Here is a 26,641-nt window from a genome sequence, read left to right as displayed (position 1 = left end):
GAGACGACACTCGGGACCTCAGCCTGCCCCGCCACAGCCCACGGTACGAAAACGGTCCACCGACTCCGTCGGCGGACCGTCATGCAAGATCGAGGCTAAGCTGGGCATCACCGCCCGCTCGCAACTCCGTGACGTACTCGAAGGCACCCTGTCAGATACCGGCGTCCAGAGCTGACAGCCGAATCCGCCACGGCTACGCGCTGACGCGCGTGCCGCCTGCCGGGCGTCCTCCGACACGGCGACGGCCGTCGCTGTGCAGTCGACTGACAGATACCGCGACCGGATTCCGCGTGACAGATTCATAGAGCGCGACGACGACAGACCGCACAAACTCGTCGAATCGCACAAGGGATTCACCCGGGCGCCCTACCCTGCGCCGCAAGTTCACCGTCTGGGTGGGGGAGTACGGCGGCCTGCCCCAGGCCCGCGTCTCCCTCGCCGACGAGACCACGGGCGCTGCGGTGACGGCCTGGCCCAAGGAGTCGTGACCGTAGCCCCTGATCCGATCCAGGGCCCGGCCTACGCGCCGGAAGGGTCCGTCTCGTCTCCCATGTGGTCGAATCCGCGCGGCACCGGCGTGATCTCCTGCGCGGCCCGCACAGGGTGCACAAGGCGTGCACCGATCACCTCAACAAGCAGCGATCACGCTGACGGATCGAGGCCAAGCGCAGCGCATCGCCGAGTAGACCCATCGCCAAGTAGGTGTGCACTCAGCGCTAACGAAATCCATGGTGCGGCCATATACGTTGAGAAAAGCGCGGGGAAGAGGGGCCGCTACCAGGGCGTCCCCAGCTACTGATTGAGCGCGCGTCAAGTGCGGCGGCCGGACAGTCAGCGGCACCGTATGTGCCGGGGATCTCGGTCGAATCCAGGACGATGACCTGTTGAAGAGGGAGTCGAAGATGAAACGCATCAGCAAGTCCCTGATCCGTTCGGCCGCTGTGGGGGCCGTCGCCCTGGGTACCATGGCGACGCTGTCCACGTCCGCCTACGCGGCCGACCATTCCGTGACGCTGAACGGTCGCGGTTTCATGGAGTTCGTGGACAGCGGCGACAAGTTCAGGGTGTGCGACACCAACATCGATGGTCACAGCGTCGTAGGGAAGCTGAAGAAGTTCAGCACCGGTGCAGCTGTCTTTACGATCACTGATGGCGGCGACGCGGATTGTAGCGCCTACAAGACGTACGATATTACGGGATCGACCAGGTACTACGTGCACCTGTGCTGGAATCCGCCGTCCGGCCCGTGTATTTCGGGTTCCAACTTCTCGGAGAGCTGATCCCGGCGAACAGCTGAAAGTCGGGCCCCCGACAGAATTGGCCGGGGGCCTTTCGCGGGTCTTCGGGGGTTGAGGAACATCCATGTCAGACCCGGGACAGGTTCACCCGCCCCAGCGCGAACGCGGAGATCTCCTCCCCCCGCTCCAACGTCCGCACCATGGCGGTCCCCGTCGACTTCACCGGCGGCGTCCGCAGCCGCTCCCGCTCCGAGACCCGCCTGCCCTCTGGCACCACCAGCAGCCCCGCCAGCGCCGGCGCGAGCCCGGGATCGGCCCGACCGGTGGCCCGGGCCACCGCCCCGTACAGGCGCCGCTCGGCCGCCGTACGGGCCTCCGTCACCTGCCGGGCCGGCACCGAGACCCCCGGCAGCAGCACCCGGTTCTTCCGCAGCCACGTCACCGCGTGGTTGAACAGCGCCACCGGCCAGTTTCGACAGCGCGGAACGGGGCGGCATCTTCGGACGACGGTGACCTGGTGACTCTGTCAGGTCTCGGGCCTAATGTATGCCGGTGATCTTCAGAAGGAAGCAGAAGTCCGCGGACCTGGCCACCGTCATGTCAGAGCTGGAGCAGGCAGTGGCCGCTCGCGACGGTGGCCGCACCGAGCGTGCGTTCAACGCGGCGATGAGTGGTCTGCAGTCGGCGACGGGCACCGAATGCGTGCCGGTGGGAACCCGGTTGGCTGCGCTGCTCCCCACCTTTCCGCCCACCGGTCCGCGCCCGATGCTGGCGGCGATGGCAGGCTTCTGCGTGGAACGCGGTGCCGATCCGGCGGCCTGTGCGGAGCCGATCCTCGACGGCACCCATCGGGACCTGCTCGATGCCCTGGAGTTCGCCCGCCGATGGGCCGCCGCCGGCGGACCTGAGGACGAACTGCCGGAGGCCGACGAGAAGATCATCGACGACGCGCTGATGGCCCGGCTGGGTGGCGAGGCGCACGAGGCGTTGCGGCTGGCGCTGGCCTGGTGCTCGGTCGAGCAGTGGCAGCCACCCGCGCTGGCCGTGCTGTGCCGCAGCACCGAGGTGCGCCGTCGCTACGCATCCACGCTCCTCCCCTCCTGCCGCGGCCTGGCGGCCCTCGAGCGGCACGACCTCAAGTGCCTGGCCTACGCGCTGGCGATCCTGGACGACGAGCCCCTGGTGGTGTTGCACCGGCCCACCGGGACCGGGTTCGAGGTTCGCATCGGCGGCATCGGGGACAACTTCCAGTTGCACACGCTGCTCGCCCACGTGCTCGTCGGCGGCGGCCACGTGCCCGGCACCGCACCGTCGGCGCAGAGCGTCCGCCTGGCCATGGCCCCCGAGCCTGCCCAGGGGCGCACCGGGGCCGTCGCGACCGGGGCCTTCGAACTCCTCGCACCGGACGGGGAGCGGATCTGGAACGAGGGGCTGCCCGACGACATCCCCGTGGTGGAGGGACGCCGCCTACTCGTGCTGGACGAGCCGATGTACCCGCGCAGCTGGAACGCCGACCGGTTCTTCCCGATGCTCCCGGGGACGGCAGAGCTGACTCGTGTGCTGTCCGCCGACGAGGTCCAGACCTGGTTCACCTACACCTGCTGGACGTCCTGACCCGGTCGCCCGGCGCCACCGCTCGGCGGCGGCTGCTGCCGCGGCATTCAAGGTGGTTGACCGGCACGGTGGTACTTGTCAGAAGTGCCGTGAGTGGGCGCAGCAGGATGACGGTTCTATGCCGGTCCCCCCTCCACGCCGCTGGAGTTTTCGCAGTGGCGCTGCCGTGCGAGTGGGTGGTGGGGCGTTGTCACAGCCCCGCCCCCTGGGTGGTCACCGTGCCGTCATCGGCTTCGGTGCGCTGTGAGCGCGACGGTAGGCCAGTGGTGACAGGCCCAGGTACGTGTGGAAGTGCTTGCGCAGGGCGACGGGGTCGCCGAAGCCGCAGACGGTGGCGATCCGTGCGACGGTCAGGTCGGTGGACTCCAGCAGCAGGCGCGCGTGCTCCAGCCGCCTCTGTGCCAGCCACTTCAGCGGGCTGCTGCCCACCTCACCGCGGAATCGCCGGGTGAAGGTGCGCACACTCATGTGCGCGTGCCGGGCCATGTCCTCCAGTGTGAGCGGCTCGGCCAGCCGGTCCAGCGCCCACTGCCGGGTTGCCGAAGTGGACCGGTCGGTGTCCCGCGGTACCGGGTGCTCGATGAACTGCGCCTGCCCGCCCTCGCGCCACGGCGCCACCACGCAGCGCCGCGCGGCGGCCGAGGCCACCGCCGCCCCGTGGTCCAGTCGCACCAGGTGCAGGCACAGGTCGATGCCGGCCGCTCCGCCGGCGGACGTGAGGATGCGTCCGTTGTCGACGAAGAGCACGTCCGGATCGACCTCGACCGCGGGGAACAGCCGCGCCAGCGCGTCGCACAGCGCCCAGTGCGTGGTGGCCCGCCGGCCGTCCAGCAGACCGGCCGCCGCGAGCAGGAAGGCCGAGGTGCACAGGCTGACGATGCGGGTCCGCGGCCCTATCCGGTCCAGCGCCGCGGCGAGTTCCCCGGGGAGCGTGCCGGTCGTGAGCAGGTCCTCGGTGGGCTCCTGCGTGGCGAGAACGACGGTGTCCGCGGTCTCCAGCACCGACTGGTCGTGGTCGACGACCAGCCGGTAGTCCTCGTGCGTGCGTACCGGCCGGCCGCCGAGGGAGCAGGTGACGACGGAGTACAGACGGGTCCCGTCCGGTTCACAGGCCTCGTTGAAGACTCTGGCCGGGATGCCCAGGTCCAGCGGAAGGACCCCGTCGAGGGCGAGGACGGCGACACGATGCGGCATGGCCGGAATGGTACGACAGGTGACCCTCCGGCCACTCACCCGCCTCGTCGCGCACCCGCCACTGTTTCTTCTGCCGGGACCGCGGTCCCGGCAGAAGAAAGAGAGTGAGACGGACGTGAGCGAGGACAACATGAGCGAGCACACCATGCGGGCTGTCACCCAGACCGAGTTCGGCGGACCGGAGGTGCTGACCGTCGAGGAGGTCGCTCGCCCCGAGCCGCTGCCGACCGAGGTACTGGTACGGGTGCACGCGGCCGGCGTCAACCCGGTGGACTGGAAGACCCGCGAGGGTCAGGGCATGGCGGGGCTGCAGACGTTCCCGCTGATCCTCGGCTGGGACGTGTCCGGGATCGTCGAGGAGGTCGGCTTCGGCGTCACCACGCTGAAGCCGGGCGACGAGGTGTACGGCATGCCGTGGTTCCCGCGCGCCGCCGGCGGCTACGCCGAGTACGTCACCGCGCCGGCCCGCCAGTGGGCCCGCAAGCCGGCCACCCTCGACCACGCGCACGCGGCCGCCGTGCCGCTGGCGGCACTGACCGCCTGGCAGACCGTCGTCGACACCGGCCATGTGCGGGCCGGGCAGCGCGTCCTGATCACGGCCGCCGCCGGCGGAGTGGGCCACTTCGCGGTCCAGTTCGCCCGGCACCTGGGCGCCCACGTGATCGCCACCGCCAGCGCCGCCCGCCACCCGTGGCTCAAGGAACTCGGCGCCGCCGAGACCATCGACTACACCACCACCCGCTTCGAGGACGTCGTCGAGGACGTCGACGTCGTCATCGACCTGGTGGGCGACGCCCACGACCGGACCAGCACCCGCTCGCTGAAGGTCCTGCGCCCGGGCGGCCTGCTGGTCGCCGTCCCGTCCGGGGTCTCCCCGGAACTGGCCCAGGCCGCCGAGGCAGCCGGCGTGCGCCTCACCGCGTACCTGGTCGAGCCGGACGGTCCCGCGCTGACCACGATCGCCGGCCTGATCGACGCCGGTGAGGTCGCCGTCGAGGTGGAGGAGACCTTCCCGCTGGAACAGGTCCGCACGGCCCACGCCCACGTCGAGGCCGGCCGCACCCGCGGCAAGGTCGTCCTCACCGTGACCGAGTGACCTTCTGCATGCAGTGAGGAGCAGCACCGTGTACTAGGAGACCCGCCGCTACCAGGCGCAGTCCGGAGGCCGCGAGGAGTGGGTGCGCTCCATGGAGGACGTGCATCCCGTTCCAGGCCTCGCTGGCGGCGGCACCAGCGCACACGGAGGAGCATCCCCGCAGGCGCGGGGTCGGCACGACGGCCGCGGTGTGGCTGGTCGTGCGAGACGCGGGCCTGACGGACCGGCAGGTGAGCGACTCGTGGTGGAACGCTCCCTCTCAGCCGACCTGCCAAACCTTGATCGCGTCGCTCACCCGAATCGTCCCGGCCCCACGGACGTCCAGGTGGACACCGAGCACGATGCCGGGATGCGCCGGGAGTTCGTGGACGGTCGCAGTACGCGTCAGCCGGCCCGAAGACCGACCGCCAGCGTCAGTTCAAGGACCCGGTGTGGCGATGCGAGATCCGGAAACAGCTCCCGCAGCTGCGACATCCGGTACCGGACTGTCTGGGGATGGATGAACAACGCCGCCGCCACCTCGTCCCGCCTGCCCTGGTGCAGCAGCCACGCCCGCAACGTCTCCTCCAGCTTCCGTGCGGTCGCGACGGGCAAGGTGCGCAACGGTGCGAGGGCTCGGGCGCGCAGGTCTGCGAACGCGTCCGCGTCGGCGCTCAGCACCAGCTCGGGCAGGTGGTCCTCGGTGTCGCGGATATCAGAGGAGAGGGAGCGCGCGCGCACGGCTCGTGCGTACGAGGCGGACGCACGAGTCCATGGCCGGGCCGGGCCGACCACGGCGGTGCGGTCGGTCAGCTGCCGCAAGAGATGCGGTCGGTCGGAATCGGGGACGAGCAGCACACCGGTGGCGTCCGGCAGATCGTCGAGGACGAGGGTGCTCGGGTCGAGCGCCCGGTAGGCGGGCCGGGCCTGGGCGGCGGGCAGCAGGACCGCCGTCAGCGAATCCGGAGGCTGCCACCCGGCCCTTTGAGCCGAGGCCAGCAACACGTCCGGGCTCGCGCCGGCGAGGAGGGCGCGGGCCAGGTGTTCCAGGTGGCGCTCGTGGGCCCTGCCCCGGGCGGCCAGTTCGTCGGCGTGGCCCGCGGCGCTCGCGGCGGAGAGCTCGTCGATGTAGGCGAAGGTCAGCTCGGCGAACTTGGCCACCTCGGCGGCGGGCAGACCTGCGGATACGGCGCCCGCTGCCAGGCATCGCCAGGCCACGCGGGCGCCGACGCGGTAGGCGCTGAGCAGGGCGTCCATCGAACGGCCGTCGCGTACCTCGCCGCGGCCCAGCTCATAGGCCGCGTCACCGCCGCCGCCGCCCGTGGCGTTCCCGCTCGCGAGGTCCAGGTAGTGCCCCAGGGCGGTGCGGACGGCTCGGCGGATGGTGCCGCCCATGCTGCCCGAAAGGGCGTTGGCGTAGGAAGGGACCTCGTCGATGATCGCCTGGACGACCTCGTCGGCGGTGGTCTTCAGCGCGGCCCGAAGTGCGGTGACCGTCGTCTCATCCAGGGCCAGTTCACTGGCCCTCCGGATTGCATGGCTCACGTTTTTGTTCCCTGCGAACAATTCGACCGACCAGATTCACGTCCTGCGGTCAGGACTTTACGCCTTGAGACGCAGCAAGCTGGAGTCATGACGAGTACTGCCCTCCGCAGCAGGGCGTGGAAACTGCTGGAGATGGTCACGACGCCGCTGCTGCCGTCGGACTACCTCGACCTGGTCAGCCCGCTGCGTGCGGGCGCCGACCTGCGGGGGCGCATCGAAGCCGTGCACCGCGAGACGGATGACGCCGCGACCATCGTGGTCAGGCCGGGACGGGGCTGGCGCGGCCACACAGCCGGTCAGTACGTGCGGATCGGGGTCGACGTCGACGGGGTGCGCCTGTGGCGTGCCTACTCCATCACCTCGCCGACGAACCGCCAGGACGGCCGCGTCACGATCACCGTGAAGGCGATCCCGGACGGCAAGGTCAGCAACCACCTGGTCCACAGGGCGGCACCGGGCACGCTGATCCAACTCGACCAGCCGACCGGCGACTTCGTGCTGCCGCAGGCCAAGCCCGCCAAGGTGCTCTACCTGACGGCCGGCAGCGGCATCACACCCGTGATGGGCATGCTGCGCGACACCGAGTTCGACGACGTCGTCATGGTCCACTGCGCGCCCCGGCCGCAAGACGTGATCTTCCGCAACGAACTGCACGGCCTGGTCGCGGCCAGGAAGCTGCGGCTCACCGAGGTGCACACCGCCACAGACGGCATGCTCGACATCGCCCGTCTCGACCAGCTCGTGCCCGACTGGGCCGAGCGCGAGACCTGGGCCTGCGGGCCCACGGGCCTGCTCGACTCCGCCGAAGAGCACTGGAGCGGGCACGGCGTCCAAGAGCGCCTGCACACCGAACGCTTCCGCCCCGGCATCGTCGTCGCCGGCGACGGATGCGGCGGTGGCGAGGTAACGTTCAGCGCCACCGGCAAGACCGTCGAGGCGGACGGCGCTACGCCGTTGCTGGCCGTCGGCGAGGAGGCCGGCGTGCTCATGCCGTCCGGGTGCCGCATGGGCATCTGCTTCGGCTGCGTCACGCCGCTCAAGGCCGGTGCCGTCCGCGACCTGCGCACCGGCGAGATCACCGAGGCAGAGCCGGGCGTCCTCATCCAGACCTGCGTGTCCGCCGCGGCGGGCCCTTGCGACATCGAACGGTAGGAGCACCTTGACCGCCATCGACCCCACCGCCCACCTGACGGCGGAGCAGATCGAGGAGCTGGGCCGCGAGCTGGACGCGATCCGCGACGAAGTGATCGCCGGACGCGGCGAGAGGGACGCCGCCTACATCCGTAGGGTCATCTCGGCGCAACGCAAGCTCGAGCTGGTCAGCAGGGGCGTGCTGCTGTTCTCGATCTTCCCGCCCGCGTGGCTGCTCGGCACCGCCGGTCTGTCCGTGGCGAAGATCATGGACAACATGGAGATCGGCCACAACATCCTGCACGGCCAGTGGGACTGGATGCGGGACCCGAAGATCCACTCCACCACCTGGGAATGGGATCACGTCTCGCCGGCCGACCAGTGGAAGCACTCGCACAACGAGCTGCACCACACGTACACCAACGTGATCGGCAAGGACAACGACCTCGGTTACGGCATCATGCGCGTCGACGAGGACCAGAAGTGGCACCCGTTCCACCTCGGCCAGCCGCTGTGGAACTTCATCAACGCCTGCTTCTTCGAGTACGGCATCGCGGCTTACGACCTGGAGCTCGGCAAGAACCTGGACAAGCGCCGCCGCAAGAACCCGGAGTTCCGCGCGCGGGCCAGGGCCGTGGGCCGCAAGATCCGCAAGCAGGTGCTCAAGGACTACGTCATCCATCCGCTGCTGTCGGGCCCGTCGTTCCTCCCCACGCTCGCCGCCACGTTCACCGCGAACCTGGTCCGCAACATCTGGTCCCACTCGGTGATCATGTGCGGGCACTTCCCCGAGGGCGTGCAGGTCTTCGAGCGCCGCTCGATCAAGGGCGAGACGCGCGGCCAGTGGTACCTGCGCCAGATGATGGGCTCGGCGAACATCAGCGGCGGCAGGGCCATGCACTTCATGACGGGCAACCTGTCGCACCAGATCGAGCACCACCTGTTCCCGGACCTGCCGAGCAACCGGTACGCCGAGGTCGCGGTGAAGGTGCGCGCGCTGTTCGAGAAGTACGAGCTGGAGTACGTCACCGGACCGCTGCCCAAGCAGGTGTTCTCCGCGTGGCGCAAGGTCTTCCGGCTCTCGCTGCCGAACAAGAAGTCCGAGGTCGAGACGCCGGACCGTGAGCGGGAGCTCGTCGCCGCCTGATCGTGACAAGCGCCTGGCTCACGAGCCCGAGGTCAGGCGCCCTTGTCCGCAGATCCCAGGATCGCCACGCACTCCACGTGACGTTTCATCGGAAAGATGTCGTCTTGAGCAGGGCACACACAAGCCCAGGCCAGGACAGGTTTGTCGGACACGGCCACTGGCCAAGGGGTCGGGCTCCCGCTCCAGCTCGCAGAGCGTCATGTGGTCCTCGGTCTCGCCGCCGGCGCGGGCTCGTGAGCGGCGCAGCCCACCACTGACACGCCTGCGGCGCGCGAACGACGGGCGGGCGGTCAAAGGGCGGTGAGGAGTCATCGCTCAGACACGGACACGGACCAATGGCGTATCGACCAGGTGTTCGGCGAGGATTCGCCGGTCCGGATCGCCTGGGAGACGAGCAGGGCGTTGGTGCCGTCGTCGCCCATCTCGGCGGTGCGGGCGGCCGCGTCATGGACCCTCCGTCAGGATGACCTCGTGGGCCTCCAGCAGTCGCGGGAGCATCGCGGGGGCCTCCTCGACACCGTCCGGAGGGCGCGGGATCGACGTGATCTCGGCGATGTGCCGGGGATCGCCCACGGCGACACCGCCCAGGGTCTGGACCCGCTCGGCGAGGGCGTCGACGAGTTCCAGCTGTTCCCCCGCGTGCTTGTCCAGGACCAGGTGGAGTCGGTAGAAGGTCGCCCCGCGCATCGCACCGCGGCCCTGTACCTGCTGGCGGCAGGTGGCCTGCTTCTGGTCTTCGCCCTGTGGTGGCTGTACTTCGCCCGGCCGGCCCATACCCTGCTCGCCACCTCGCACCAGGTCCATCGCAGGAGGTTCACCTGGGCGTACGGCCACTACCTGATCTTCGGCTCGGCAGCCGCCGAGGGAGCCGGCCTGGCGGCGTAGGCCCAGCTGGTCACCGCGCGCACCGGTGTCCCGCCGTTGTCGGCGGGTGGCGCGGTCACGGCGCCGGCGGCGGTCTTCCTCATCACCGTGTGGGCTGTGCATGTCCGGCCGCACCGGCGGAGCCGGGCCGAACAGCTTGCGTTTCCCGCGGTGGCGGTGGCAGTCCCGACGGCTGCCCGCTCGCCGGCGCCGGCCCTCCTCGCCGCTCCGGCGGCGGCCCTGGTCGTCGTGGTCACGCTGGTCGACCGGGCCGAGCGGGTACGGCGAGAGGACCCGTGACACGGAAACGGGGCGCCGCCCGGAGCCCTTCTCCGTGCAGCACCCCTTTCCCCTGGTCAGGTCGTGGCGCGCACCGCCTCGCGGATCAGCTCGGCGACCTGCTTCGGCTGGGAGACGGCGACCGCGTGCGAGGCGCCCTCGATCTCGACGACGGTCGCCCCCGCGCGCTGCGCGCCGAAGCGTTCCACCTCCGGGTTGATCGCGGTGTCGGCGCCCGCGACCAGCGCCCAGGACGGCTTGGTCTTCCAGGCGGCGGCGGAGGCCGTCTCCTCGAAGGCGGCAGCGGCCAGCGGGCGCTGCGCCACGGCCAGCACCTTCGTGACGTCAGCGGACACGTCGGCCGCGAAGACCGAGGGGAAGGCGTCCGCGGCGATGGTCACCTCGACGGCCGGGTCGCCGTCCGCGACGGGGTACGTCCACTGCTTGAGGTTGCTCACCAGCGGGGAGAGCGGGAAGCGGCCCTGCAGCTCGCCGAGGCTCTCGCCCTCTTCGAGGACGTAGGCGGCCACGTAGACCAGCCCGACGACGTTCTCCGTGGTGCCGGCGACGGTGATCAGCGCACCACCGTAGGAGTGGCCGACCAGCACGACGGGGCCGTCGATCTGGGCGGCCACGGAGGCGACGTACGCGGCGTCCGAGGCCAGGCCGCGCAGCGGGTTGGGCGGGGCGATGACCGGGATGTCGTGGCGCTGGAGCTCCTCGATGACGCCGGACCAGCTGGCCGCGTCGGCGAAGGCGCCGTGGACGAGGACGACGGTGGGAGTGGTGGTGCTCATGTCTGCCGGATCTCCTTGCGGTCAGGCGGTGTGCAGGGCGGCACGCAGGGTGCCGGCGGCCATCGTGATGGCGGCCTCGGCGGCGTGGGTCCCGCGCAGGGCGTTGAGCATCACGAAGTCGTGGATGATGCCCTGGAAGCGGACGGCGGTGACGGGGACGCCGGCCTCGCGAAGCTTGCCCGCGTACGCCTCGCCCTCGTCGCGCAGGACGTCGGCCTCGCCGGTGATGACCAGGGCCGGGGGCAGACCGGTGAGCTGCTCGGTGGTGGCGCGCAGCGGGGAGGCGGTGATCTGGGCGCGCTCGGCCTCGTCGGTCGTGTACTGGTCCCAGAACCACTGCATGCCGTCGCGGCGCAGGAAGTAACCGGTGGCGAACTGATGGTAGGACGGCGTGTCGAAGTTCGCGTCCGTCACCGGGTAGAACAGCACCTGCTGCACCAGGGAGACGTCGCCGCGCTCCTTGGCCATCAGGGTGAGGGCGGCGCTCATGTTGCCGCCGACGGAGTCCCCGGCCACGGCCAGCCGTGTGCCGTCCAGGCCCTTGGCGGCGCCCTCCTGCACGACCCACCGCGCGACCGCGTAGTTCTGCTCGATGGCGACCGGGTAGCGGTGCTCGGGCGAGAGGTCGTACTCAGGGAAGACCACGGCGGCGTCCGCGCCGACGGCGAGTTCGCGCACCAGGCGGTCGTGGGTGTGGGCGTTGCCGAACACCCAGCCGGCGCCGTGGATGTAGAGGATGACCGGGAGGGTGCCGGTGGCCCCGGCGGGCTTCACGACGCGGGCCCTGACACTGCCCGTGGGGCCGCCGGAGACGGTGATCCACTCCTCGTCGACCGCCGGCTTGCCGATCTCGCCGGACTGCACCTCGTCGACGGCCTTGCGTCCCTCCGCCGGGGGCAGGTCGAAGAGGTAGGGCGGGTTGGCGGTCGCCTCCGCGAAGGCGGCCGCCGCGGGTTCCAGTACCGGCTGAACCGGCTCGACGGTGTGGGACATGTGCCTCTCCCGATGTTCCAGGGGACTGTTTCGTGTGGTGCGCCGGTCACGCTAGTGAGCGTCGCCAGGTCGGGGTTCTCCGTGAGCGCACCACCGCTGTTCCCCCAGCGCACCGCGGGCTTCCGGCCGTCTCGCGAGCGTGCGGAGTACTGAGCGACGCAGTGCACTGTGGGACCAAGTCCGGTGCACTGGGAAGACATTGCCGCAGGCCGGCCGTGCCTATCGTGAGGGCCCGAGCGAGACCGCGGCCCCTTGCCGCGTCTGCCCTCCATCCCACCGGCGCGGCGCGTATCCCGGACTCCGCCTTGGCGCGACGCGAGTGGACGGAGCCGAACTCCCCTGTCCCGGAAAGGACTTCAAGAGATGTCGACAATGCCGGTCGGCGGGCTCGTTCCGCGTGCCTCCGACGATGCCGCAGACCTCGTCGTCCGCAACGCGAAGATCCACACAGCCGACCCGGGGCGCCCGCACGCCGAGGCCATCGCGGTCCGGGACGGCGTCATCACCGTCGTCGGCGACGACAACGCCGTGGCCCCGCACATCGGTACGGCCACCAAGGTGGTCGACGCATGCGGCCGCCGGGTCGTCCCCGGCCTCAACGACGCCCACCTGCACGTGATCCGCGGGGGCCTGAACTACGTACTGGAGCTGCGCTGGGACGGGGTGCGCAGCCTGCGGCAGGGGCTGGCGATGCTGCGTGAGCAGGCCGCGCGTACCCCGAAGGGCCAGTGGGTGCGGGTGGTGGGCGGCTGGTCCGTCGAGCAGTTCGCCGAGCGCCGGCTGCCGACCGTCGCCGAACTGAACGCGGCCGCCCCGGACACCCCGGTGTTCGTGCTGCACCTGTACCACTCGGCCGTGCTGAACCGTGCGGCCCTCAAGGCCGCCGGCTTCACCAAGGACACGCCCGACCCCAAGGGCGGCCAGATCATGCGCGGCAGGGACGGGGAACCGACCGGCATGCTGCTGGCCGCGCCCAGCGCCCTCATCCTCTACTCGACCCTCGCCAAGGCGCCGGTCCTGGAGAGCGAGGAGGACAAGAGGACCTCCACCCGTCATTTCCTGCGCGAGCTGAACAGGTTCGGACTGACCTCGGCGATCGACGCCGCCGGCGGATTCCAGAACTTCCCCGACAACTACGCCACCGTCATCGAACTGGCCAGGGCCGGCCAGCTCTCGATGCGCATCGCCTATCATCTCTTCCCGCAGACTCCGGGCCAGGAGGTCGACGATCTCGCCCGCTGGATCGAGATGGCCCGCCCCGAGGACGGGGACGAATGGCTGCGCCTGAACGGCGCGGGCGAGAATCTCACCTGGGCCGCCGCGGACTTCGAGAACTTCGCCGAGCCGCGTCCAGAACTCACGTCGGACTACGAGGTCGAGTTCGAGAAGGCCGTCCGTCTCCTCATGGAGAACGGGTGGGGCTTCCGGCTGCACGCCACCTACGACGAGACCATCCGCCGGGACCTCGCGGTCTTCGAGAAACTCGCCGCGGACGGGCTTTTCCCGGCCGGGAACCGGTGGCTGTTCGACCACGCGGAAACCGTCTCCCCGGACAGCCTCGACCGCATCGCCGCGCTCGGCGGCGCGATGTCCGTGCAGAATCGTTTGTCTTTCCAGGGTGAGGCGTTCCTGCGCCGCTACGGTCCCGGCGCCGCCGCGGACGCCCCGCCGATCCGGGCCATGCTGGACCGCGGGCTGACCGTGGCCGCCGGCACCGACGCCACCCGGGTGTCCTCCTACAACCCGTGGGTGGCCCTGCACTGGCTGGTCAGCGGCCGCACCGTCGGCGATCTGACGCTGCGCCCGCCGGCCAACCGCGTCGGCCGGCAGGCCGCGCTGACGATGTTCACCCGCGCCGGGGCCGTACTGACCGGCGAGGACGAGGTCAAGGGCGTCCTGCGGCCGGGCTGCTACGCGGACCTGGCGATGCTGTCCGAGGACTACTTCACCGTGCCCGAGCCTGAGATCGCGCACATCGAGTCGCTGCTGACGGTGACCGGCGGGCGGATCGTCTACGCCGCCGGCGCCTACGAGGGGCTGGACGAGGAACTGCCGCCCGTCAGCCCCGCCTGGAGCCCGGTGGCGCACTTCGGCGGCTACCAGGCGTCTCCCTCAGCGGCCGGCGCCCGCCAGGCGGAGTTCCTCGGCCAGGCCGTCGCCGAATCGGAGCAGCACCGCCAGTGGCGCATCGCCCGTGGCCTCACCCCGGAGACCGCGAGCACGCCCTTCGATCCCTGCTTCGACCTCTAGAACACCCGGCAGGGGCCGGGCCGTTGCGCGCCCATGCCGGGACACCCACCGACTCCGTCCGCACACGGACGGTTCTCCCCAGACAGGAAAGGTTCATCCTCATGGTCAACATCTCCGACGTCACCGCCGCCCCCAGCCCCGACCTGCTCACCCCCGACAACTGCGCCGTGCTCTTCGTGGACCACCAGCCGCAGATGTTCTTCGCCGCCGCCAGCGGCGACCGCACCTCGATCATGAACGCCACCGTGGGCCTGGCGAAGGCCGCCAAGGTCTTCGACGTGCCGACCGTGCTCAGCACCGTGGCCGCCGAGTCCTTCTCCGGCCCGATCATGCCGCAGCTGGCCGCGGTCTTCCCCGACCAGAAGATCATCGACCGCACCTCGATGAACGCCTGGGAGGACGTGCCCTTCGTCGAGGCCGTCAAGGCGACAGGCCGCAAGAAGCTGGTCATCGCCGGCCTGTGGACCGAGGTCTGTGTCGTGCTGCCGACGCTGTCGGCCCTCGCCCAGGGCTACGAGGTCTACGTCGTCACCGACGCGTCCGGCGGTGTCAGCCCGCAGGCCCACGAGCACGCCGTCCAGCGCATGATCCAGGCCGGCGCGATTCCGGTGACGTGGGTGCAGGTGCTCCTGGAGCTCCAGCGGGACTGGGCGCGCACGCAGACGTACGTCCCGGTCACCGAGGTCGTCAAGGAGCACGCCGGCGCCTACGGCCTCGGGGTCGTATACGCGCAGTCCGTCATCGGCGCCCACGCCGCCGGCTGACCGCACCGATACCGATTCAGGAACAGGCAGGAACACGATGGACGCTGGACTACTGGTCCTCCGGCTGGTGGCGGGCTTGCTCATCGCCGGTCACGGGGTGCAGAAGGTGAGCTTCCGGCTCGGGGGCAACGGCTTGGCGGGCGGCACCGAGGAATTCCGCCGCGACGGATTCCGCGGCGGAGTGCTGACCGCACTCGTCGCGGGAGCCAGTCAGATCGGCGCCGGCCTGTTCCTGGCCCTGGGGCTGTTCACGCCCCTGGCCGCGATGGCCGCCATGGGCGTGATGACGGTCGCGGGCACCGTCAAGTGGCACAAGGGCCTCTGGGTGCAGAACGACGGCTACGAGTACCCGACGGTCCTCGTCGTCGTCTCGGCCTCGCTGGCCCTCACCGGGCCCGGACGGTGGTCCGTGGACCACGCGCTGGGCACCACCCCCTGGCCGCTGTGGATCGCCGTCGCCACGATCGTGCTCGGCCCGATGAGCGGACTGCTCACCCGCGTGGTGCTGCACCGGACGGACTCCGAGGTGGAAGGGACGCGACATGCGCAAGCTGCTGAGTGACGCCGTCGGCACGCTGGTGCCCCGGGGCGAGGAACGCCACGGTCCGCTGCCCCCGCTGCTGCTGACCATGACGGTGGTCACCGGCCTGGTGGACTCGGTGAGCTATCTGGCCCTCGGACACGTCTTCGTAGCCAACATGACCGGCAACGTGGTCTTTCTGGGGTTCGCCCTGGGAGGCGCCGGCAGCCTGTCCGCGCTCGCGTCCGTCGTCTCGGTGACCGCGTTCCTCCTCGGCGCGCTCGCGGGCGGCAGGCTCGGCACCCGGTTCGCCACGCACCGAGGGCACATGTTGAGAGCGGCGACGGCGGTGCAGACGGTGCTGGTCGCGGTCACCGTGGTGGTCGCCGCGGTGGCCGACGGCCGGGTCACCACCTCCGTCCAGTACACGCTGATCGTGTTCCTGGGGCTCGCCATGGGACTGCAGAACGCGGTCGCCCGGCGCCTCGGCGTGCCGGACCTCACCACCACCGTGCTGACCCTGACGCTGACGGGTCTGGCCGCCGACTCCACCCCGGCCGGCGGCGAGGCGCCGCGCCCCGGCCGCCGAATCCTGTCCGTGCTCGCCATGTTCCTCGGCACCCTGATCGGAGCCGCGCTCCTGCTGCACGGCCACCTGGTCGTCGTCCTGAGCCTCACCCTCGTCCTGCTCGTGGTCACCTCCGTGACCACCCACCGCCTCTCCGCCGCCGACGCCCCCTGGCTGCGGCCACGGCCGTGAACGCGGCGGTGACCACGCCCCGGCTCGGACGCCGGAGCCGGACCTCCGGCGCCTCCTCGGGACCCCTCGTCCCCGGGAGGTCCGGCACACCGCAGACCCGAACCCGTCGAAAGGAACCCGATGAGCCGGCCCTCCCCCACCTCGACCGTCGAACGAGCAGACGACAGGCACCGTTACGAGATTCTGGTCGGCGGCCGACTCGCCGGTCTGACCGCCTATCGCGACCATGGTGAGCAGCGGGTCTTCTACCACACGGAAGTCGACGACGCCTTCGCCGGACAGGGACTGGCCGCGCGCCTGGTCCAGGAGGCCCTCACCGACGTACGCCGCTCAGGCATGCGCATCGTGCCGGTCTGCCCCTATGTGGCCAAGTTCCTCGAGAAGCACGAGGAGTTCGCGGACATCACCGATCCGGTGACCCCGGAGGTCCTGCGCCGGCTCCAGACCGAGCTGCGGACCCTCACCTGACCGCGCCGCTGGTGGCGTCGACGGTGATGAAGCGCTGGGCGACGACGAGCAGCACCGCGGCCGGCACCGACGCCAGGACCGCGGTGGCGATCACCGCGTTCCACTGGGTCGTGTGAGCACCGATGTATTCGTAGATGCCCAGGGTAACCGGCCGCACAGTCCCGGTGGTGGTCAGTGTGAGGCCGAAGAGGAAGTCGCTCCAGGTGAAGAGGAAGGTGAAGAGAGCGGCGGTGACCAGTGTGTTCCGGCTCAGCGGCAGCACCACGGCCCAGAAGGTGCGCAGCCTCCCGGCGCCGTCCACGCGCGCGGCCTCGATGATCTCCCGGGGAATGCCCCCCATGAACGAGTGCAGGAGGATGACGGCGAACGGGACCCCGGCGGTGGAGTCCGCGAGGACGAGTCCCAGGCGGGAGTTCAGCAGTCCCAGGTCGTTGTAGGCGCCGTAGAGCGCGTTCGCCACGACGATGCCCGGCACCATCTGCGTGAAGAGGATTCCGAAGAGTACGAGGCGGGTTCCCGGCAGGGAGAACCGGGCCAGGGCGTAGGCGGCCGGGGCCGCCAGCCCGAGGCTGAGCGCGACGCTGCCGAGGGCCACGACGAGGCTGGTGACCAGGTTGGGGCCCTGATCGCGCAGCGCCGTGGCGTAGCCGCCGAGGTGCGGGCGGGAAGGGAACCAGCCCGCCCCCAGTGCGGTGCCCGTCGGCTGCAGGGAGGCGTTCACCATCCAGTAGACGGGAAACAGCATCACCGCGAGCAGGACTGTCCCGACGACGGTGGAGAGCAGGCCACGGCGGCGTCCGCACCGCGCCGGCCCGCCCCTCATGGGTGCGCCGCGCGCCGGTCGGCGCGCAGGAAGACCAGGGCGAGGACGAGCGAGAGGATGACGAGTACGTTGCCCATGGCGGCGCCGCGCCCGAACTCGAACTGCTGGAAGGACAGTTCGTAGGACTGGGTGGCGAGGGTCTGCGTGGCGTCGGCCGGTCCTCCGCCCGTCACGACGAGGATGATGTCCAGCACCTTGAGGGTGTAGACCACGCCCAACACCAGCACGACGCTCACGGCGGGCCGCAGCAGCGGCCACGTGATGTGGCGGAACGACGCCGTCAGACCGGCGCCGTCCAGCTCTGCAGCCTCGTACAGCTGGGCCGGGATGTTCCGCAGGCCGATGTACAGGATCACGGTGTTGAAGGGGATTCCCACCCAGATGTTGACGAGGGTCACCGACACGAGTGCCTGTGAGGTGCCGGTGAGCCAGGGGATGCCGGACGACACGAGGTGGAGGGCGCGCAGTGCGTTGTTGACGACTCCGTCGTCGGTGTCGAGCATCCACTTCCACGTCGTGGCCGATACGACCAGCGGCAGCAGCCACGGCAGCAGCAGGAGCGAGCGCAACAGACCGCCGAGCGGGAAGCCGCGGCGGAAGAACAGGGCCAGGGCGAGACCGAGCAGGAACTGCCCGGCGACCGAACCCGCGGTGAACAGGACCGTGGTCAGCAGTGTCTGGGAGAACGCGCCCGACGACAGGATCTCCGCGTAGTTCCGCAGCCCGACGAACGGCGCGGCCCCGGTGTAGAAGGTGGCGGGCGTGTACTGCTGGAAGCTCAACACCAGGTTCCTGACCACCGGGTAGCCGAAGAACAGCAGCAGGTAGACCGCGGCGGGCACGACGAACAGCCATGGGGCGAGCCGTTCCCGCAGGCGGGTCCGGGTCGCGGCCGGCGGACAGGTCATGAACCGGTCGCGGTCCGCTGCGCGCGTCGGAGCGCCTCCCGAGGCGTCTGCTCGCCCGTCAGCGCGGACTGGATCGCCGTGGATATCGCGGTCGCCGTTCCGGGCCACTTGACTCCCAGTTCGGCGGTACGGGACCGGGCCCGCTCCACGCTGGTGACGAAGCCGGACATCGACGGGACCCGCTCGGCGTACCGGGCCGCCACCGCGGTGCGGGAGGGCACGGTGAAGTGCTCCTTCGCCGAGGCGAGCATGGCCGTGGGGCCGTTCAGGCAGGCCAGGACCTGGGCGGCCTTCTCCTGCCGGGACGGGGAGGAGTTCTGCGGCACCGTCCACACCTCGCCGCCGAGGGGCGTGACGAGCGTCTGCCCCCTCTGACGGACGGGGAGGGGGGCCACTCCCCAGTGCAGGTCACGGTCCTTGTTCAGCGCGGGGATCCGCCAGGGGCCGTTGACCATCATGGCGGCCTTTCCAGCGGCGAACTGGTCGTGCAGGTCGGCCTGGGTCCAGTTCAGTGCCGACCTCGACATGGATCCGCTCTTCACCAGGTCGGTCCACAGCCGGAGGGCCTGCGCGGCCTGCGGCGTGTCCAGGTGCTTCTCGTCCCCGCCGTTGGACCACAGGAAGGGCAGGAACTGCCAGGTGCTTTCGGGGGTCGCGTCGGCCGAGACGGCGATGCCGTAGCGCCCCGGGCGGGTCAGGCGGGCGGCCGCCGTCCGCAGCTCGTCCCAGGTCCGTGGCACGGCGACACCGGCCTCGGCGAGCATGTCCTTGTTGTAGATGAGGGCGACCGTGTTGACGGTGGGCGCCAGCCCGTACACCTTCCCGCGGTAGGTGCCCGCCGACAGGATGCCCTCGGCGAAGCCGGTGGTGTCGATGCGGTAACGGTCCAGCGGCGTCAGTGCGCCGGTGCTCGCGATCTGCTGGAGGTCGGGGTTGTCGAGCATCAGCAGGTCGGGCAGGGTGCGTGACGACGCCTGTCGCAGGACCGTGGGGATGAGCGACGGCAACGGGACACTGGTGTGCTCGACCTTGACCCCGGCGGTCCTGCCGCAGTCGGTGAGCCGCTTGCTCCACTGGGCGTGCTCGGTCGCGTCGGTGTAGTAGTCGAGCGCGGTGACGGAGGTCACCTCGTCCGGGGCCGACGCGGCGCCGGTTCCCCCTCCGCAGCCTGCGGCAGCCAGTGCGAGGGCAACGGTCCCGAGGAGGGTGGTGATCCGCCGCGCCGACGGTCTGGGGGCCGGTGAGTTCAAGGTGGTGCCTTCCCGAGCGAGCCTGTGGTCGAGGCCAGGCGTCCCGCGTCGCCGAGGAGAGACCTTGACACCGGCGTCTTACCATCGAGCAGGGATGCTAGCCGATTGACCAGCGCATCAGCCGCGCGAGAGCCCGTAGCCGTCGCCGCGGTCCATGCCCTGTTCGGCGGCTTCCCGGATCATCGCCGCCACGACGCCGGGCTGTGACAGGGCGACGCCGTGCGAAGCGGCCACCGAGTACTCGGTGGCCGCCATGCGCTGGGCCATGAAGCGCTGGGCCATGGGGGCGAGCATCCGGTCGGCGGCCGCGATGACGTACCACGACGGCTTGCAGGCCCAGGCCGGAGGCCCCGACATACCGGTCAACGCGCGGCGCGCGATGGGGCGTTGGGTGACGGCCAGGGCGTCGGTGACGTGCGGTGACAGGTCGGCGGCGAACGTCGGCCCGAACTGTTCCTCGATGAGGTACATCTCGTCCTCCGGGCCACCGGTGAACCGGACGGGCAGCGCTGCCGTGATGGTGGTGTCGGTCACCGGTGCGGAGGCGAAACGGCTCAGGATGTCCAGGACGGACTCTCCGGCGTCCAGGCCGAACGCCGCGACGTAGCACAGGGCCACGATCTGGTCGCAGTCGCCGGCGGCACGGGTGATGACCGCGCCTCCGTAACCGTGTCCGGCCAGCACGACCGGGGCGTCGACCTGACGCACCACGCTCTTGATGTAGGCGGCGTCCTGCGCCAGTCCGCGCAGCGGGTTCGCCGGGGCGAGCACGGTCAGGCCGGCGGCCTGCAGGAGGGTGACGACCCCCGCCCAGGAGGAGGCGTCGGTGAACGCCCCGTGCACGAGCACGACGGTTGGCAGGTGGGCGGCGGGTCCGTTCACGTTCCGATGACCTCCGAATGAGTCCTGGCGTTCCAGCCAAGCGCATCCGGTTACCGCGGGCATCGCGTGAACGTACCAGGACGTGCCGGCGGATCCGCTCAGTCCTCGGGCAGCGCCATGACCACATGGGCCAGCTGGACCCTCGAGTTGACCGACAGTTTGCGGAAGGCGGAGGTCAGGTGTGTGTTGACCGTGTGCGGGGAGACGACGAGCAGGTCGGCGGCCGACCGGTTGGTGTGGCCGGCGGCGACCAGGCGCGCGATCTTCTTCTCCGAGGCCGTGAGCGCCTCCCAGCCCTGGACCGGGCGCGGCGCGGTCGCCCCGCGGCCGCCGGCCCCGGCACGGTCCAGATCGCGCTGTACGCGTGCCGCCGCGGCGTGGGCACCCGACTCGGCGAACAGGCCGTGGGCGCGGGTCAGGGCGGCCTCGGCCTCGGTTCCCCGGCCTGCCGTCAGCAGTGCCCGGCCGAGGTCGGCTCGGGCCCCGGCCCGGACCAGCGGGCGCGGACTCTCCTCGAGGAGGGCCACCGCGCGTTCCAGCAGGGTGATGTCGCCCCGCACCAGGCCCGCGGCCTGGGCGGCGATGCCCGTGGCGGTGGGCACGGCCGGGTTGCGGGCGCCGTGCGCCTCGGCCTGTGCGGCCAGATCCTCGGCCAGCGCCCGGTCCGCGCCGCTGAGAGCCATGCGTATCGCGGAGTCGACCCAGGTGCGCAGCAGCCGCCAGCGCATGAAGGGACCTTCCTGCTGCACCCGCCGGATCCTGTCGAGGGCGAGCGCGGTGTTCCCCTCGTCGTCGGCGATGAGCGCCTCCAGGAAGCGCACCGCTGCCGTGTTGCCGGGGTTCGGTTTGGTCGCGCGTCGTTCCCGCGCGGCGGTCAGCTGGTGCCGTGCTGCTTCCCGGTCGCCGCGCAGCAGGGCGATCCAGGAGCGGATCACCCGGGCGTTCACCTGCTGGACGCAGATGTGTACGTCGTTCTCCAGGCGCTCCATGGTGACCAGGTCGGCCTCCGCGTCATCGAGGGCACCCAGCCCCAGATGCTGCGAGGCCTGTGCCCACAGCAGCATGGTCTGCGGCACCGAACCGCCGTCGTCCGCCGTCCGCAGCAGCAGCCGGCCGGCTTCGAAGTCGTCCATGTGCTGGTGCGCGACGATCTCCTCGGGAAGGAAGGCGGGCTCGACGGCGCTGAGCGCGGTGAAGCGTTCCAGCGCGACGGCGTTCGCACCAGCGTTCAGAGCGCTCTCCCCCAGACCGGACAGGGCCAGCACGTGTGCCTCCCGGTCACCGGTCGCGATGGCCGCACGCAGGGCGTTCTCGCCGGCCTCCCGGGCCGCGCCGAGATCCTCGCCCCGGGAGAGGGCCAGCGCGCGCAGAGCGGTGAGCCGCGCCTCGATCTCCGGGGCGGCACCGCCGAGCGCGAGGGCTGTCTCGGCGCGGCGGCGCAACTCCTCGGCGACGTCCAGGTTCCAGAGCGTCCCGCCGAGGGCGGCCTGGATCCGGCCGAACGCCTCCAGCGGCGGCCGGGCGGCCAGCAGCCGGTCGCCGGTCTCCAGCGCCTCGCGGTTCCGGCCGGCCCGGGTCAGACAGACGATCGCCTGCACACCGACGTCGTACCACAACGGCCGTCCGGGAGGCACCAGTTCCAGGGCGCGCGTCATCAGGTCGGCCGCGAGGCCCGGCGTGACGAACAGGACGTCGTCGGCGGCCTGCCGCAGCAGGTTCACCGCTTCGTCGTCTCCGGGCCGAGCGCCCCGGAGAATGTGCGACACCGCGTCGATCGGCCGGTGCCCGGCCGCGACCAGGTGTCCCGCGGCCTCCCGGTGCAGAGCCTTGCGGGCCGACGGCGGGATGTCCACGTAGACGGCCTGGCGCAGCAGGTCGTGCCGGAAGACCAGCTGGTCGCCGTCGTCGTCCAGGAGGCCGGCGCGCACCGCCTCCTCCAGCTCCGCGAGCAGGCCGGCGGGCGGTCGGCCGTAGAGCGCGGCGGCTTCGAGGAGGCCGAATCTGCGTCCCAGCACCGCTCCCATCTGCAGGAAGCGCAGAGTGCTGGGCTCAAGTGACCTGAGCCTGCCGCGCACGCCCACCACGAGCCCCTCGGGCACGGGCTCCCCCGACGGGCCGGTGGTCCGCAGTCCCGTGAGCATCTCGACCGCCAGGAACGGGTTCCCGCCGGCTCCGTCGAGCAGCTGCCGTACCCGCTCGTCGACGGCCGCGCCCAGGGTGTCGTCGGCCAGCTGGCCGATCGCCGTGCCGGAGAGCGGTCCCAGGGGCACGGTGACCGACAGGAGCCCGCTCTCGGCGGCCTCGACGATCTCCTGCGCCGGGCCGGCGGGATCCTGCCGCCCGGTGAGCACCCACAGAACCGGCGATGTCCGCAGGCGTGCCGGGAGCTGTTTCAGGGCGAAGCGGCTCAGCGGGTCGGCCCACTGCACGTCGTCCAGGGCGATCAGCACGGGCATCTCGGCGGCCCTGGCCTCGATCGCTTCCGCCACGCGCTGGACCAGCCAGATCCGCTGGTCGTGATGGCGGGTGAGGTCGGCGAACGCGTCACTGGACAGCAGTGGCCGGTCACCGTACAGGAGGCAGGCGGCCAGCGACGAGAGCGGGACGATGTGGTTCAGTTCGTCGGCCTTGCCCAGACCGACCGCGAAGCCCGCCGCACCGGCCGTGGTGACGACCTCGCCAAGCAGCGCGGTCTTGCCGATGCCCGGCTCCCCCCGGAGCAGGACCAACGCGCCGCTTCCGGTGCCGGCCACCGATGCGAGGACGGCCCGCAGTTGTTCGAGTTCGGTCTCTCGGCCACGCAGACCGCGCCGGGACAGCGACCCGTCCGACCGCTCCACTCACGCCCCTCTGTCCGCACTCGCCGACCGCCTCCGGTCCAGGCAGCCACGCGGAGCGGCGATGTCGCCCTGTGCCGTCGCCCGCCTGTCCGGGCGGGGGCCGGCCGGGGCGCGGACGGCGCTCCGCGTGTCCACTATCGCAAGAACCGCAGCTCAGTGCATACCCCGGGGGGCGACCAGGGCCGGGCGGCGGCTCTGAGCGGGTTGGGTGGAGGGGATTACGGTTCGGCAGCGCCGCCAAGGGACGCGGCGAACTGCGCGACCAGCCACGACGACGGCCGTGGACGAGCGACGGCATGGCGCGGCACTTCGAGCGCAGGGTTCAGGCGCCCGGTGTCGACGTGTGCGTACGACGCTCGAGTGCCGCGGAGTCCCGCCACTCGACGGGGGACATCCCGTAGGCCGCCCGGAACACCCGGCTGAAGTGGGCGGCGCTGACGAAGCCCCACCGTCGGCCCACCGCGGCGATGGTCCGGCTCGCCGCGTCCCGGCGGGCCAGCTCGCGTCGGCACTGCTCCAGCCGGCGGCCCTGGATCCACCGGCGGACGGTGGTGCCCTCGTTCTGGAAGAGGGTGTACAGGTAGCGCAGGGAGATCTGGTTGGCCCGGGCGATGGCCTCCGGGGTCAGGTCGGGGTCCGCCAGGTGACGGTCGATGTACGCCTGGACCCGCATCAGCAGCACACGGGCGGCGCTCGGTGTGCCCGTGGTGTCACCGCCGCGTCGCTCGTCGGCCAGCACCGTGAGCAGGTCCAGGACGTTGCCGGTGATCAGGTCGCCGACGTGCTGCGGATACGCGCCCGCGGTGTCCACGAGCCGGGACAGGAAGGGGGCCAGCAGGTCGCCGAGGGGCGTCGTGGAGTCGAGGGGAGAGGCCGTGATCCGGCACAGGTCCGGCTCCCTCAGACTCAGGAGGTGCCGGGGCAGGACGAGGGCCTTCGTCTGGAAGGTGTCGGGGAAGGTCAGCCGCATGGGACGCGCCCGGTCGTAGACGAAGAGCTGCCCGGGCTCGACATACGCGTCGCGCGCGTCCTGCTCGACCCGGGCGAGCCCGCTGCTCAGCAGCATCACGACCACGTGGTCGTCGCCTGTGGATCCCGCGATGAGGCGCGGTGTGCGCACGGTCTGCAGGGCTTCGCTGTCCACCGTGACGCCCCGTGTCCGGCCCGTCGGTGAGGCACGGATCGTGCCGGAGAACACCTCCTCGGCGAGCTTGACGTCCACGGCTCCGAAGGTGTGGGCCACGGCGTCGCGCCAGTAGGTCCGTCTTCGCTCCCTGGGCACCCCGTCCGTGGTGTAGAAGATGCCCGCGGGCTGCTTCCCCGTCCCCTTCTCCGATACGTCCGACATGATCTCCGCCCTTCAGCCGGTGTGCGCTGCGGACACCGTGCCAGCGGGGCACGGGGTGGCGCATCGAGTGAACGCACTAGATCCGGGACACGGGGCGGAGATACGGGGGACCGCGGGGCCTCAGTCGAAGCGCAGGTCGGAGAGCTGCCGTTCGAGGGCGGTGACCTCGTCGTCGGGCGTCGTCTCCGACGCCGGGCGGGCCGCCATGGCGACGGCCAGTTCACCGCCCGCCCGCTGGATGCGGGCGGGCAGGCCCTCGGTGTAGTCGTCGCCGCCGGACCCCCAGTCCTCGGACGCCGCGTACACAGCGGTGGGGACGACACCGGCCCGCAGGTAGGCGAAGAGCGGGCGCAGCGCGTGCTCCAGAACCAGGGAGTGGCGGGCCGTCCCTCCCGTCGCCGCGATCAGGACCGGCGTGCCGGTGAGGGCGTCCGGGTCGATGAGGTCGAAGAAGGACTTGAACAGCCCGCTGTAGGAGGCGGTGAACACGGGCGTCACGGCGATCAGGCCGTCCGCGCCAGTCACCGCGTCGATCGCGGACGCCAGCTGGGGCGGCGGGAAACCGGTCACGAGGTGGTTGGCGACGGCGACGGCCAGTTCGCGCAGCTCGATGACCTCGGTCCGCACATCGTGGCCCTCGGCGGCCAGGTCGGCGCGGGCCGACTCGGCGAGCCGGTCGGCGAGCAGGCGGGTGGACGACGGGGTGCTCAGCCCCGCCGAGACGGCGACGAGCTTCACGCGGCGGCCACCTCCAGCGCGGTCCGCAGGGACTCGTGGGTGGGCGCGTCCGGCACGTCGGCCGGGCGGCCGATCGCGAACTCCTTGCGCAGCACCGGTACGACCTCCTCACCGAGGATGTCGAGCTGCTCGAGCACGGTCTTCAGCGGCAGGCCCGCGTGGTCCATCAGGAACAGCTGCCGCTGGTAGTGGCCGACGGTCTCGCGGAAGGACAGCGTCCGCTCGATGACCTGCTGCGGGGAGCCCACCGTCAGCGGGGTCTGGTCGGTGAAGTCCTCCAGGGAGGGCCCGTGGCCGTAGACCGGCGCGTTGTCGAAGTACGGCCGGAACTCGCGTACGGCGTCCTGGGAGTTCTTCCGCATGAACACCTGGCCGCCGAGGCCGACGATGGCCTCCTCGGGCCGGCCGTGACCGTGGTGGGCGTACCTGCGCCGGTACAGCTGGACCATCCGTCGCGTGTGGTCGACCGGCCAGAAGATGTTGTTGTGGAAGAAGCCGTCGCCGTAGAAGGCGGCCTGTTCGGCGATCTCGGGCGAGCGGATCGAGCCGTGCCACACGAACGGGGGTACACCGTCCAGCGGGCGGGGCGTGGACGTGAAACCCTGCAGCGGGGTGCGGAACGTCCCCTCCCAGTCGACGACGTCGTCGCGCCACAGCTGGCGCAGCAGCGCGTAGTTCTCCTTGGCGAGGTTGATGCCCTGCCGGATGTCCTGACCGAACCAGGGGTAGACCGGGCCGGTGTTGCCCCGCCCCATCATCAGGTCCACCCGGCCGTCGGCCAGGTGCTGGAGCGTCGCGTAGTCCTCGGCGATCTTCACCGGGTCGTTGGTGGTGATCAGTGTCGTGGCCGTGGAGAGGATCAACTTCTCGGTGCGGGCCGCGATGTAGCCGAGCATCGTGGTCGGCGACGACGGCACGAACGGCGGGTTGTGGTGCTCGCCGGTGGCGAAGACGTCCAGGCCGACCTCCTCCGCCTTGAGCGCGATGGCGACCATCGCCTTGATGCGCTCGTGCTCCGAGGGGGTACGGCCGTTGGTCGGGTCGGGGGTGACGTCCCCCACCGAGAAGATTCCGAACTGCATGGGCGCCTCTTCGTTCCGGCGAGCTGTGTGGATGCCGGAAATGTAGGCACGGCTCGGGCGGTGTCCCTTGTCCGTGCGTGCAGCGGTGCTGGTCCCTCAGTGCCCTCCTGGGGCCCCCGGGGTGAGCTGCC

At 71.0% G+C, this 26,641-nt stretch carries 24 protein-coding genes and 2 pseudogenes; 12 read left to right on the top strand and 14 right to left on the bottom strand.

What is annotated here, in order from left to right:
• Positions 1-902: 902 nt before the first annotated feature.
• Entirely contained in the window at positions 903-1,280 is a 378-nt protein-coding gene (locus tag AB0N63_RS19175) for a hypothetical protein (RefSeq protein WP_365530160.1), read from the top strand.
• Between the two features lie 88 nt (positions 1,281-1,368).
• Here the strand turns inward: AB0N63_RS19175 and AB0N63_RS19170 are convergent.
• Positions 1,369-1,704, bottom strand: a pseudogene (locus tag AB0N63_RS19170) (Tn3 family transposase); the annotation flags it as partial.
• An 80-nt stretch (positions 1,705-1,784) separates the two neighbouring features.
• On the opposite strand from AB0N63_RS19170, the gene AB0N63_RS19165 reads away from it, so the two are divergent.
• A complete protein-coding gene (locus tag AB0N63_RS19165; RefSeq protein ID WP_365530159.1) occupies positions 1,785-2,852 on the top strand; it encodes a hypothetical protein in 1,068 nt (355 codons plus the stop codon).
• A gap of 213 nt (positions 2,853-3,065) precedes the next feature.
• On the opposite strand, the gene AB0N63_RS19160 is transcribed toward AB0N63_RS19165, so the two are convergent.
• Entirely contained in the window at positions 3,066-4,046 is a 981-nt protein-coding gene (locus AB0N63_RS19160) for a helix-turn-helix domain-containing protein (protein ID WP_365530158.1), read from the bottom strand.
• Positions 4,047-4,176: 130 nt separating this feature from the next.
• Between AB0N63_RS19160 and AB0N63_RS19155 the strand changes: the two genes are divergently transcribed.
• Entirely contained in the window at positions 4,177-5,142 is a 966-nt protein-coding gene (locus AB0N63_RS19155) for an NADP-dependent oxidoreductase (RefSeq protein ID WP_365530175.1), read from the top strand.
• A gap of 384 nt (positions 5,143-5,526) precedes the next feature.
• Here the strand turns inward: AB0N63_RS19155 and AB0N63_RS19150 are convergent, their stop codons facing one another.
• Positions 5,527-6,666 (bottom strand): helix-turn-helix domain-containing protein, encoded by a 1,140-nt coding sequence (locus AB0N63_RS19150; protein ID WP_365530157.1) that lies wholly within the window; start codon positions 6,664-6,666, stop codon positions 5,527-5,529.
• Positions 6,667-6,753: 87 nt separating this feature from the next.
• Between AB0N63_RS19150 and AB0N63_RS19145 the strand changes: the two genes are divergently transcribed.
• A complete protein-coding gene (locus AB0N63_RS19145; protein ID WP_365530156.1) occupies positions 6,754-7,818 on the top strand; it encodes a ferredoxin reductase in 1,065 nt (354 codons plus the stop codon).
• Positions 7,819-7,825: 7 nt separating this feature from the next.
• A complete protein-coding gene (locus AB0N63_RS19140) occupies positions 7,826-8,944 on the top strand; it encodes an acyl-CoA desaturase (RefSeq protein ID WP_365530155.1) in 1,119 nt (372 codons plus the stop codon).
• A 315-nt stretch (positions 8,945-9,259) separates the two neighbouring features.
• On the opposite strand, the pseudogene AB0N63_RS19135 reads toward AB0N63_RS19140, so the two are convergent.
• Positions 9,260-9,631, bottom strand: a pseudogene (locus AB0N63_RS19135) (ferritin-like domain-containing protein); the annotation flags it as partial.
• Between AB0N63_RS19135 and AB0N63_RS19130 the strand changes: the two are divergent.
• Positions 9,584-9,829 (top strand): low temperature requirement protein A, encoded by a 246-nt coding sequence (locus tag AB0N63_RS19130; RefSeq protein WP_365530154.1) that lies wholly within the window; start codon positions 9,584-9,586, stop codon positions 9,827-9,829. The pseudogene AB0N63_RS19135 and the gene AB0N63_RS19130 overlap by 48 nt on opposite strands.
• A 150-nt stretch (positions 9,830-9,979) precedes the next feature.
• Positions 9,980-10,108, top strand: coding sequence for a hypothetical protein (locus AB0N63_RS19125; RefSeq protein ID WP_365530153.1), 129 nt, complete (start codon positions 9,980-9,982; stop codon positions 10,106-10,108).
• Positions 10,109-10,164: 56 nt separating this feature from the next.
• On the opposite strand, the gene AB0N63_RS19120 is transcribed toward AB0N63_RS19125, so the two are convergent.
• On the bottom strand, positions 10,165-10,884 hold the full coding sequence (locus AB0N63_RS19120) for an alpha/beta hydrolase (protein WP_365530152.1): 720 nt from the start codon (positions 10,882-10,884) through the stop codon (positions 10,165-10,167).
• A gap of 21 nt (positions 10,885-10,905) precedes the next feature.
• Positions 10,906-11,877, bottom strand: a complete 972-nt coding sequence (locus tag AB0N63_RS19115; RefSeq protein WP_365530151.1) for an alpha/beta hydrolase — start codon at positions 11,875-11,877, stop codon at positions 10,906-10,908.
• A gap of 363 nt (positions 11,878-12,240) precedes the next feature.
• Between AB0N63_RS19115 and AB0N63_RS19110 the strand changes: the two genes are divergently transcribed.
• From AB0N63_RS19110 to AB0N63_RS19090, 5 genes are all read left to right on the top strand, one after another.
• Complete coding sequence (locus AB0N63_RS19110; RefSeq protein ID WP_365530150.1) at positions 12,241-14,127, top strand: amidohydrolase; 1,887 nt, start codon at positions 12,241-12,243, stop codon at positions 14,125-14,127.
• A 101-nt stretch (positions 14,128-14,228) separates the two neighbouring features.
• Positions 14,229-14,891: a hydrolase gene (locus tag AB0N63_RS19105; RefSeq protein ID WP_365530149.1), complete on the top strand. Its 663-nt coding sequence runs from the start codon at positions 14,229-14,231 to the stop codon at positions 14,889-14,891.
• A 37-nt stretch (positions 14,892-14,928) separates the two neighbouring features.
• On the top strand, positions 14,929-15,453 hold the full coding sequence (locus AB0N63_RS19100) for a DoxX family protein (RefSeq protein WP_365530148.1): 525 nt from the start codon (positions 14,929-14,931) through the stop codon (positions 15,451-15,453).
• Positions 15,434-16,171: a YoaK family protein gene (locus AB0N63_RS19095; protein ID WP_365530147.1), complete on the top strand. Its 738-nt coding sequence runs from the start codon at positions 15,434-15,436 to the stop codon at positions 16,169-16,171. The genes AB0N63_RS19100 and AB0N63_RS19095 overlap by 20 nt, the downstream gene beginning before the upstream one ends.
• A gap of 120 nt (positions 16,172-16,291) precedes the next feature.
• The gene (locus AB0N63_RS19090; protein WP_365530146.1) at positions 16,292-16,639 is read left to right on the top strand and encodes a GNAT family N-acetyltransferase; all 348 of its coding nucleotides are present in this window, start codon (positions 16,292-16,294) and stop codon (positions 16,637-16,639) included.
• Here AB0N63_RS19090 and AB0N63_RS19085 read toward each other — a convergent pair.
• The 8 genes from AB0N63_RS19085 to AB0N63_RS19050 form a co-directional block, all read right to left on the bottom strand.
• Positions 16,632-17,384, bottom strand: a complete 753-nt coding sequence (locus AB0N63_RS19085) for a carbohydrate ABC transporter permease (protein ID WP_365530174.1) — start codon at positions 17,382-17,384, stop codon at positions 16,632-16,634. The two genes, AB0N63_RS19090 and AB0N63_RS19085, sit on opposite strands and share 8 nt — an antisense overlap.
• A gap of 74 nt (positions 17,385-17,458) precedes the next feature.
• A complete protein-coding gene (locus tag AB0N63_RS19080; protein WP_365530145.1) occupies positions 17,459-18,370 on the bottom strand; it encodes a sugar ABC transporter permease in 912 nt (303 codons plus the stop codon).
• The gene (locus AB0N63_RS19075; protein ID WP_365530144.1) at positions 18,367-19,497 is read right to left on the bottom strand and encodes a sugar ABC transporter substrate-binding protein; all 1,131 of its coding nucleotides are present in this window, start codon (positions 19,495-19,497) and stop codon (positions 18,367-18,369) included. Before AB0N63_RS19075 ends, AB0N63_RS19080 begins: the two co-directional genes overlap by 4 nt.
• Positions 19,498-19,737: 240 nt before the next feature.
• The gene (locus AB0N63_RS19070) at positions 19,738-20,502 is read right to left on the bottom strand and encodes an alpha/beta hydrolase (RefSeq protein WP_365530143.1); all 765 of its coding nucleotides are present in this window, start codon (positions 20,500-20,502) and stop codon (positions 19,738-19,740) included.
• 98 nt (positions 20,503-20,600) lie between these two features.
• Complete coding sequence (locus AB0N63_RS19065) at positions 20,601-23,342, bottom strand: AAA family ATPase (protein WP_365530142.1); 2,742 nt, start codon at positions 23,340-23,342, stop codon at positions 20,601-20,603.
• Between the two features lie 322 nt (positions 23,343-23,664).
• Positions 23,665-24,690 carry a helix-turn-helix domain-containing protein gene (locus AB0N63_RS19060; RefSeq protein ID WP_365530141.1) on the bottom strand — a complete coding sequence of 342 codons (1,026 nt, stop codon included), beginning with the start codon at positions 24,688-24,690 and terminating at the stop codon, positions 23,665-23,667.
• A 120-nt stretch (positions 24,691-24,810) separates the two neighbouring features.
• The gene (locus tag AB0N63_RS19055; RefSeq protein ID WP_365530140.1) at positions 24,811-25,428 is read right to left on the bottom strand and encodes an FMN reductase; all 618 of its coding nucleotides are present in this window, start codon (positions 25,426-25,428) and stop codon (positions 24,811-24,813) included.
• Positions 25,425-26,510 (bottom strand): LLM class flavin-dependent oxidoreductase, encoded by a 1,086-nt coding sequence (locus tag AB0N63_RS19050; protein ID WP_365530139.1) that lies wholly within the window; start codon positions 26,508-26,510, stop codon positions 25,425-25,427. Before AB0N63_RS19050 ends, AB0N63_RS19055 begins: the two co-directional genes overlap by 4 nt.
• Positions 26,511-26,641 lie beyond the last annotated feature (131 nt).

The sequence above is a fragment of the Streptomyces sp. NPDC093260 genome, from assembly GCF_040683715.1.
Taxonomy (GTDB): domain Bacteria; phylum Actinomycetota; class Actinomycetes; order Streptomycetales; family Streptomycetaceae; genus Streptomyces; species Streptomyces sennicomposti.
This window is presented reverse-complemented; position numbering and strand designations above follow the sequence as displayed.

Excerpts from the sequence above, each read along its gene's own strand:
- AB0N63_RS19175 (WP_365530160.1), top strand. The coding sequence starts at position 903 with ATGAAACGCATCAGCAAGTCCCTGATCCGTTCGGCCGCTGTGGGGGCC.
- AB0N63_RS19165 (WP_365530159.1), top strand. The coding sequence starts at position 1,785 with ATGCCGGTGATCTTCAGAAGGAAGCAGAAGTCCGCGGACCTGGCCACC.
- AB0N63_RS19160 (WP_365530158.1), bottom strand. The coding sequence starts at position 4,046 with ATGCCGCATCGTGTCGCCGTCCTCGCCCTCGACGGGGTCCTTCCGCTG.
- AB0N63_RS19155 (WP_365530175.1), top strand. The coding sequence starts at position 4,177 with ATGAGCGAGCACACCATGCGGGCTGTCACCCAGACCGAGTTCGGCGGA.
- AB0N63_RS19145 (WP_365530156.1), top strand. The coding sequence starts at position 6,754 with ATGACGAGTACTGCCCTCCGCAGCAGGGCGTGGAAACTGCTGGAGATG.
- AB0N63_RS19120 (WP_365530152.1), bottom strand. The coding sequence starts at position 10,884 with ATGAGCACCACCACTCCCACCGTCGTCCTCGTCCACGGCGCCTTCGCC.
- AB0N63_RS19115 (WP_365530151.1), bottom strand. The coding sequence starts at position 11,877 with ATGTCCCACACCGTCGAGCCGGTTCAGCCGGTACTGGAACCCGCGGCG.
- AB0N63_RS19110 (WP_365530150.1), top strand. The coding sequence starts at position 12,241 with ATGTCGACAATGCCGGTCGGCGGGCTCGTTCCGCGTGCCTCCGACGAT.
- AB0N63_RS19105 (WP_365530149.1), top strand. The coding sequence starts at position 14,229 with ATGGTCAACATCTCCGACGTCACCGCCGCCCCCAGCCCCGACCTGCTC.
- AB0N63_RS19100 (WP_365530148.1), top strand. The coding sequence starts at position 14,929 with ATGGACGCTGGACTACTGGTCCTCCGGCTGGTGGCGGGCTTGCTCATC.
- AB0N63_RS19095 (WP_365530147.1), top strand. The coding sequence starts at position 15,434 with ATGCGCAAGCTGCTGAGTGACGCCGTCGGCACGCTGGTGCCCCGGGGC.
- AB0N63_RS19090 (WP_365530146.1), top strand. The coding sequence starts at position 16,292 with ATGAGCCGGCCCTCCCCCACCTCGACCGTCGAACGAGCAGACGACAGG.
- AB0N63_RS19085 (WP_365530174.1), bottom strand. The coding sequence starts at position 17,384 with ATGCTGTTTCCCGTCTACTGGATGGTGAACGCCTCCCTGCAGCCGACG.
- AB0N63_RS19080 (WP_365530145.1), bottom strand. The coding sequence starts at position 18,370 with ATGACCTGTCCGCCGGCCGCGACCCGGACCCGCCTGCGGGAACGGCTC.
- AB0N63_RS19060 (WP_365530141.1), bottom strand. The coding sequence starts at position 24,690 with ATGTCGGACGTATCGGAGAAGGGGACGGGGAAGCAGCCCGCGGGCATC.
- AB0N63_RS19050 (WP_365530139.1), bottom strand. The coding sequence starts at position 26,510 with ATGCAGTTCGGAATCTTCTCGGTGGGGGACGTCACCCCCGACCCGACC.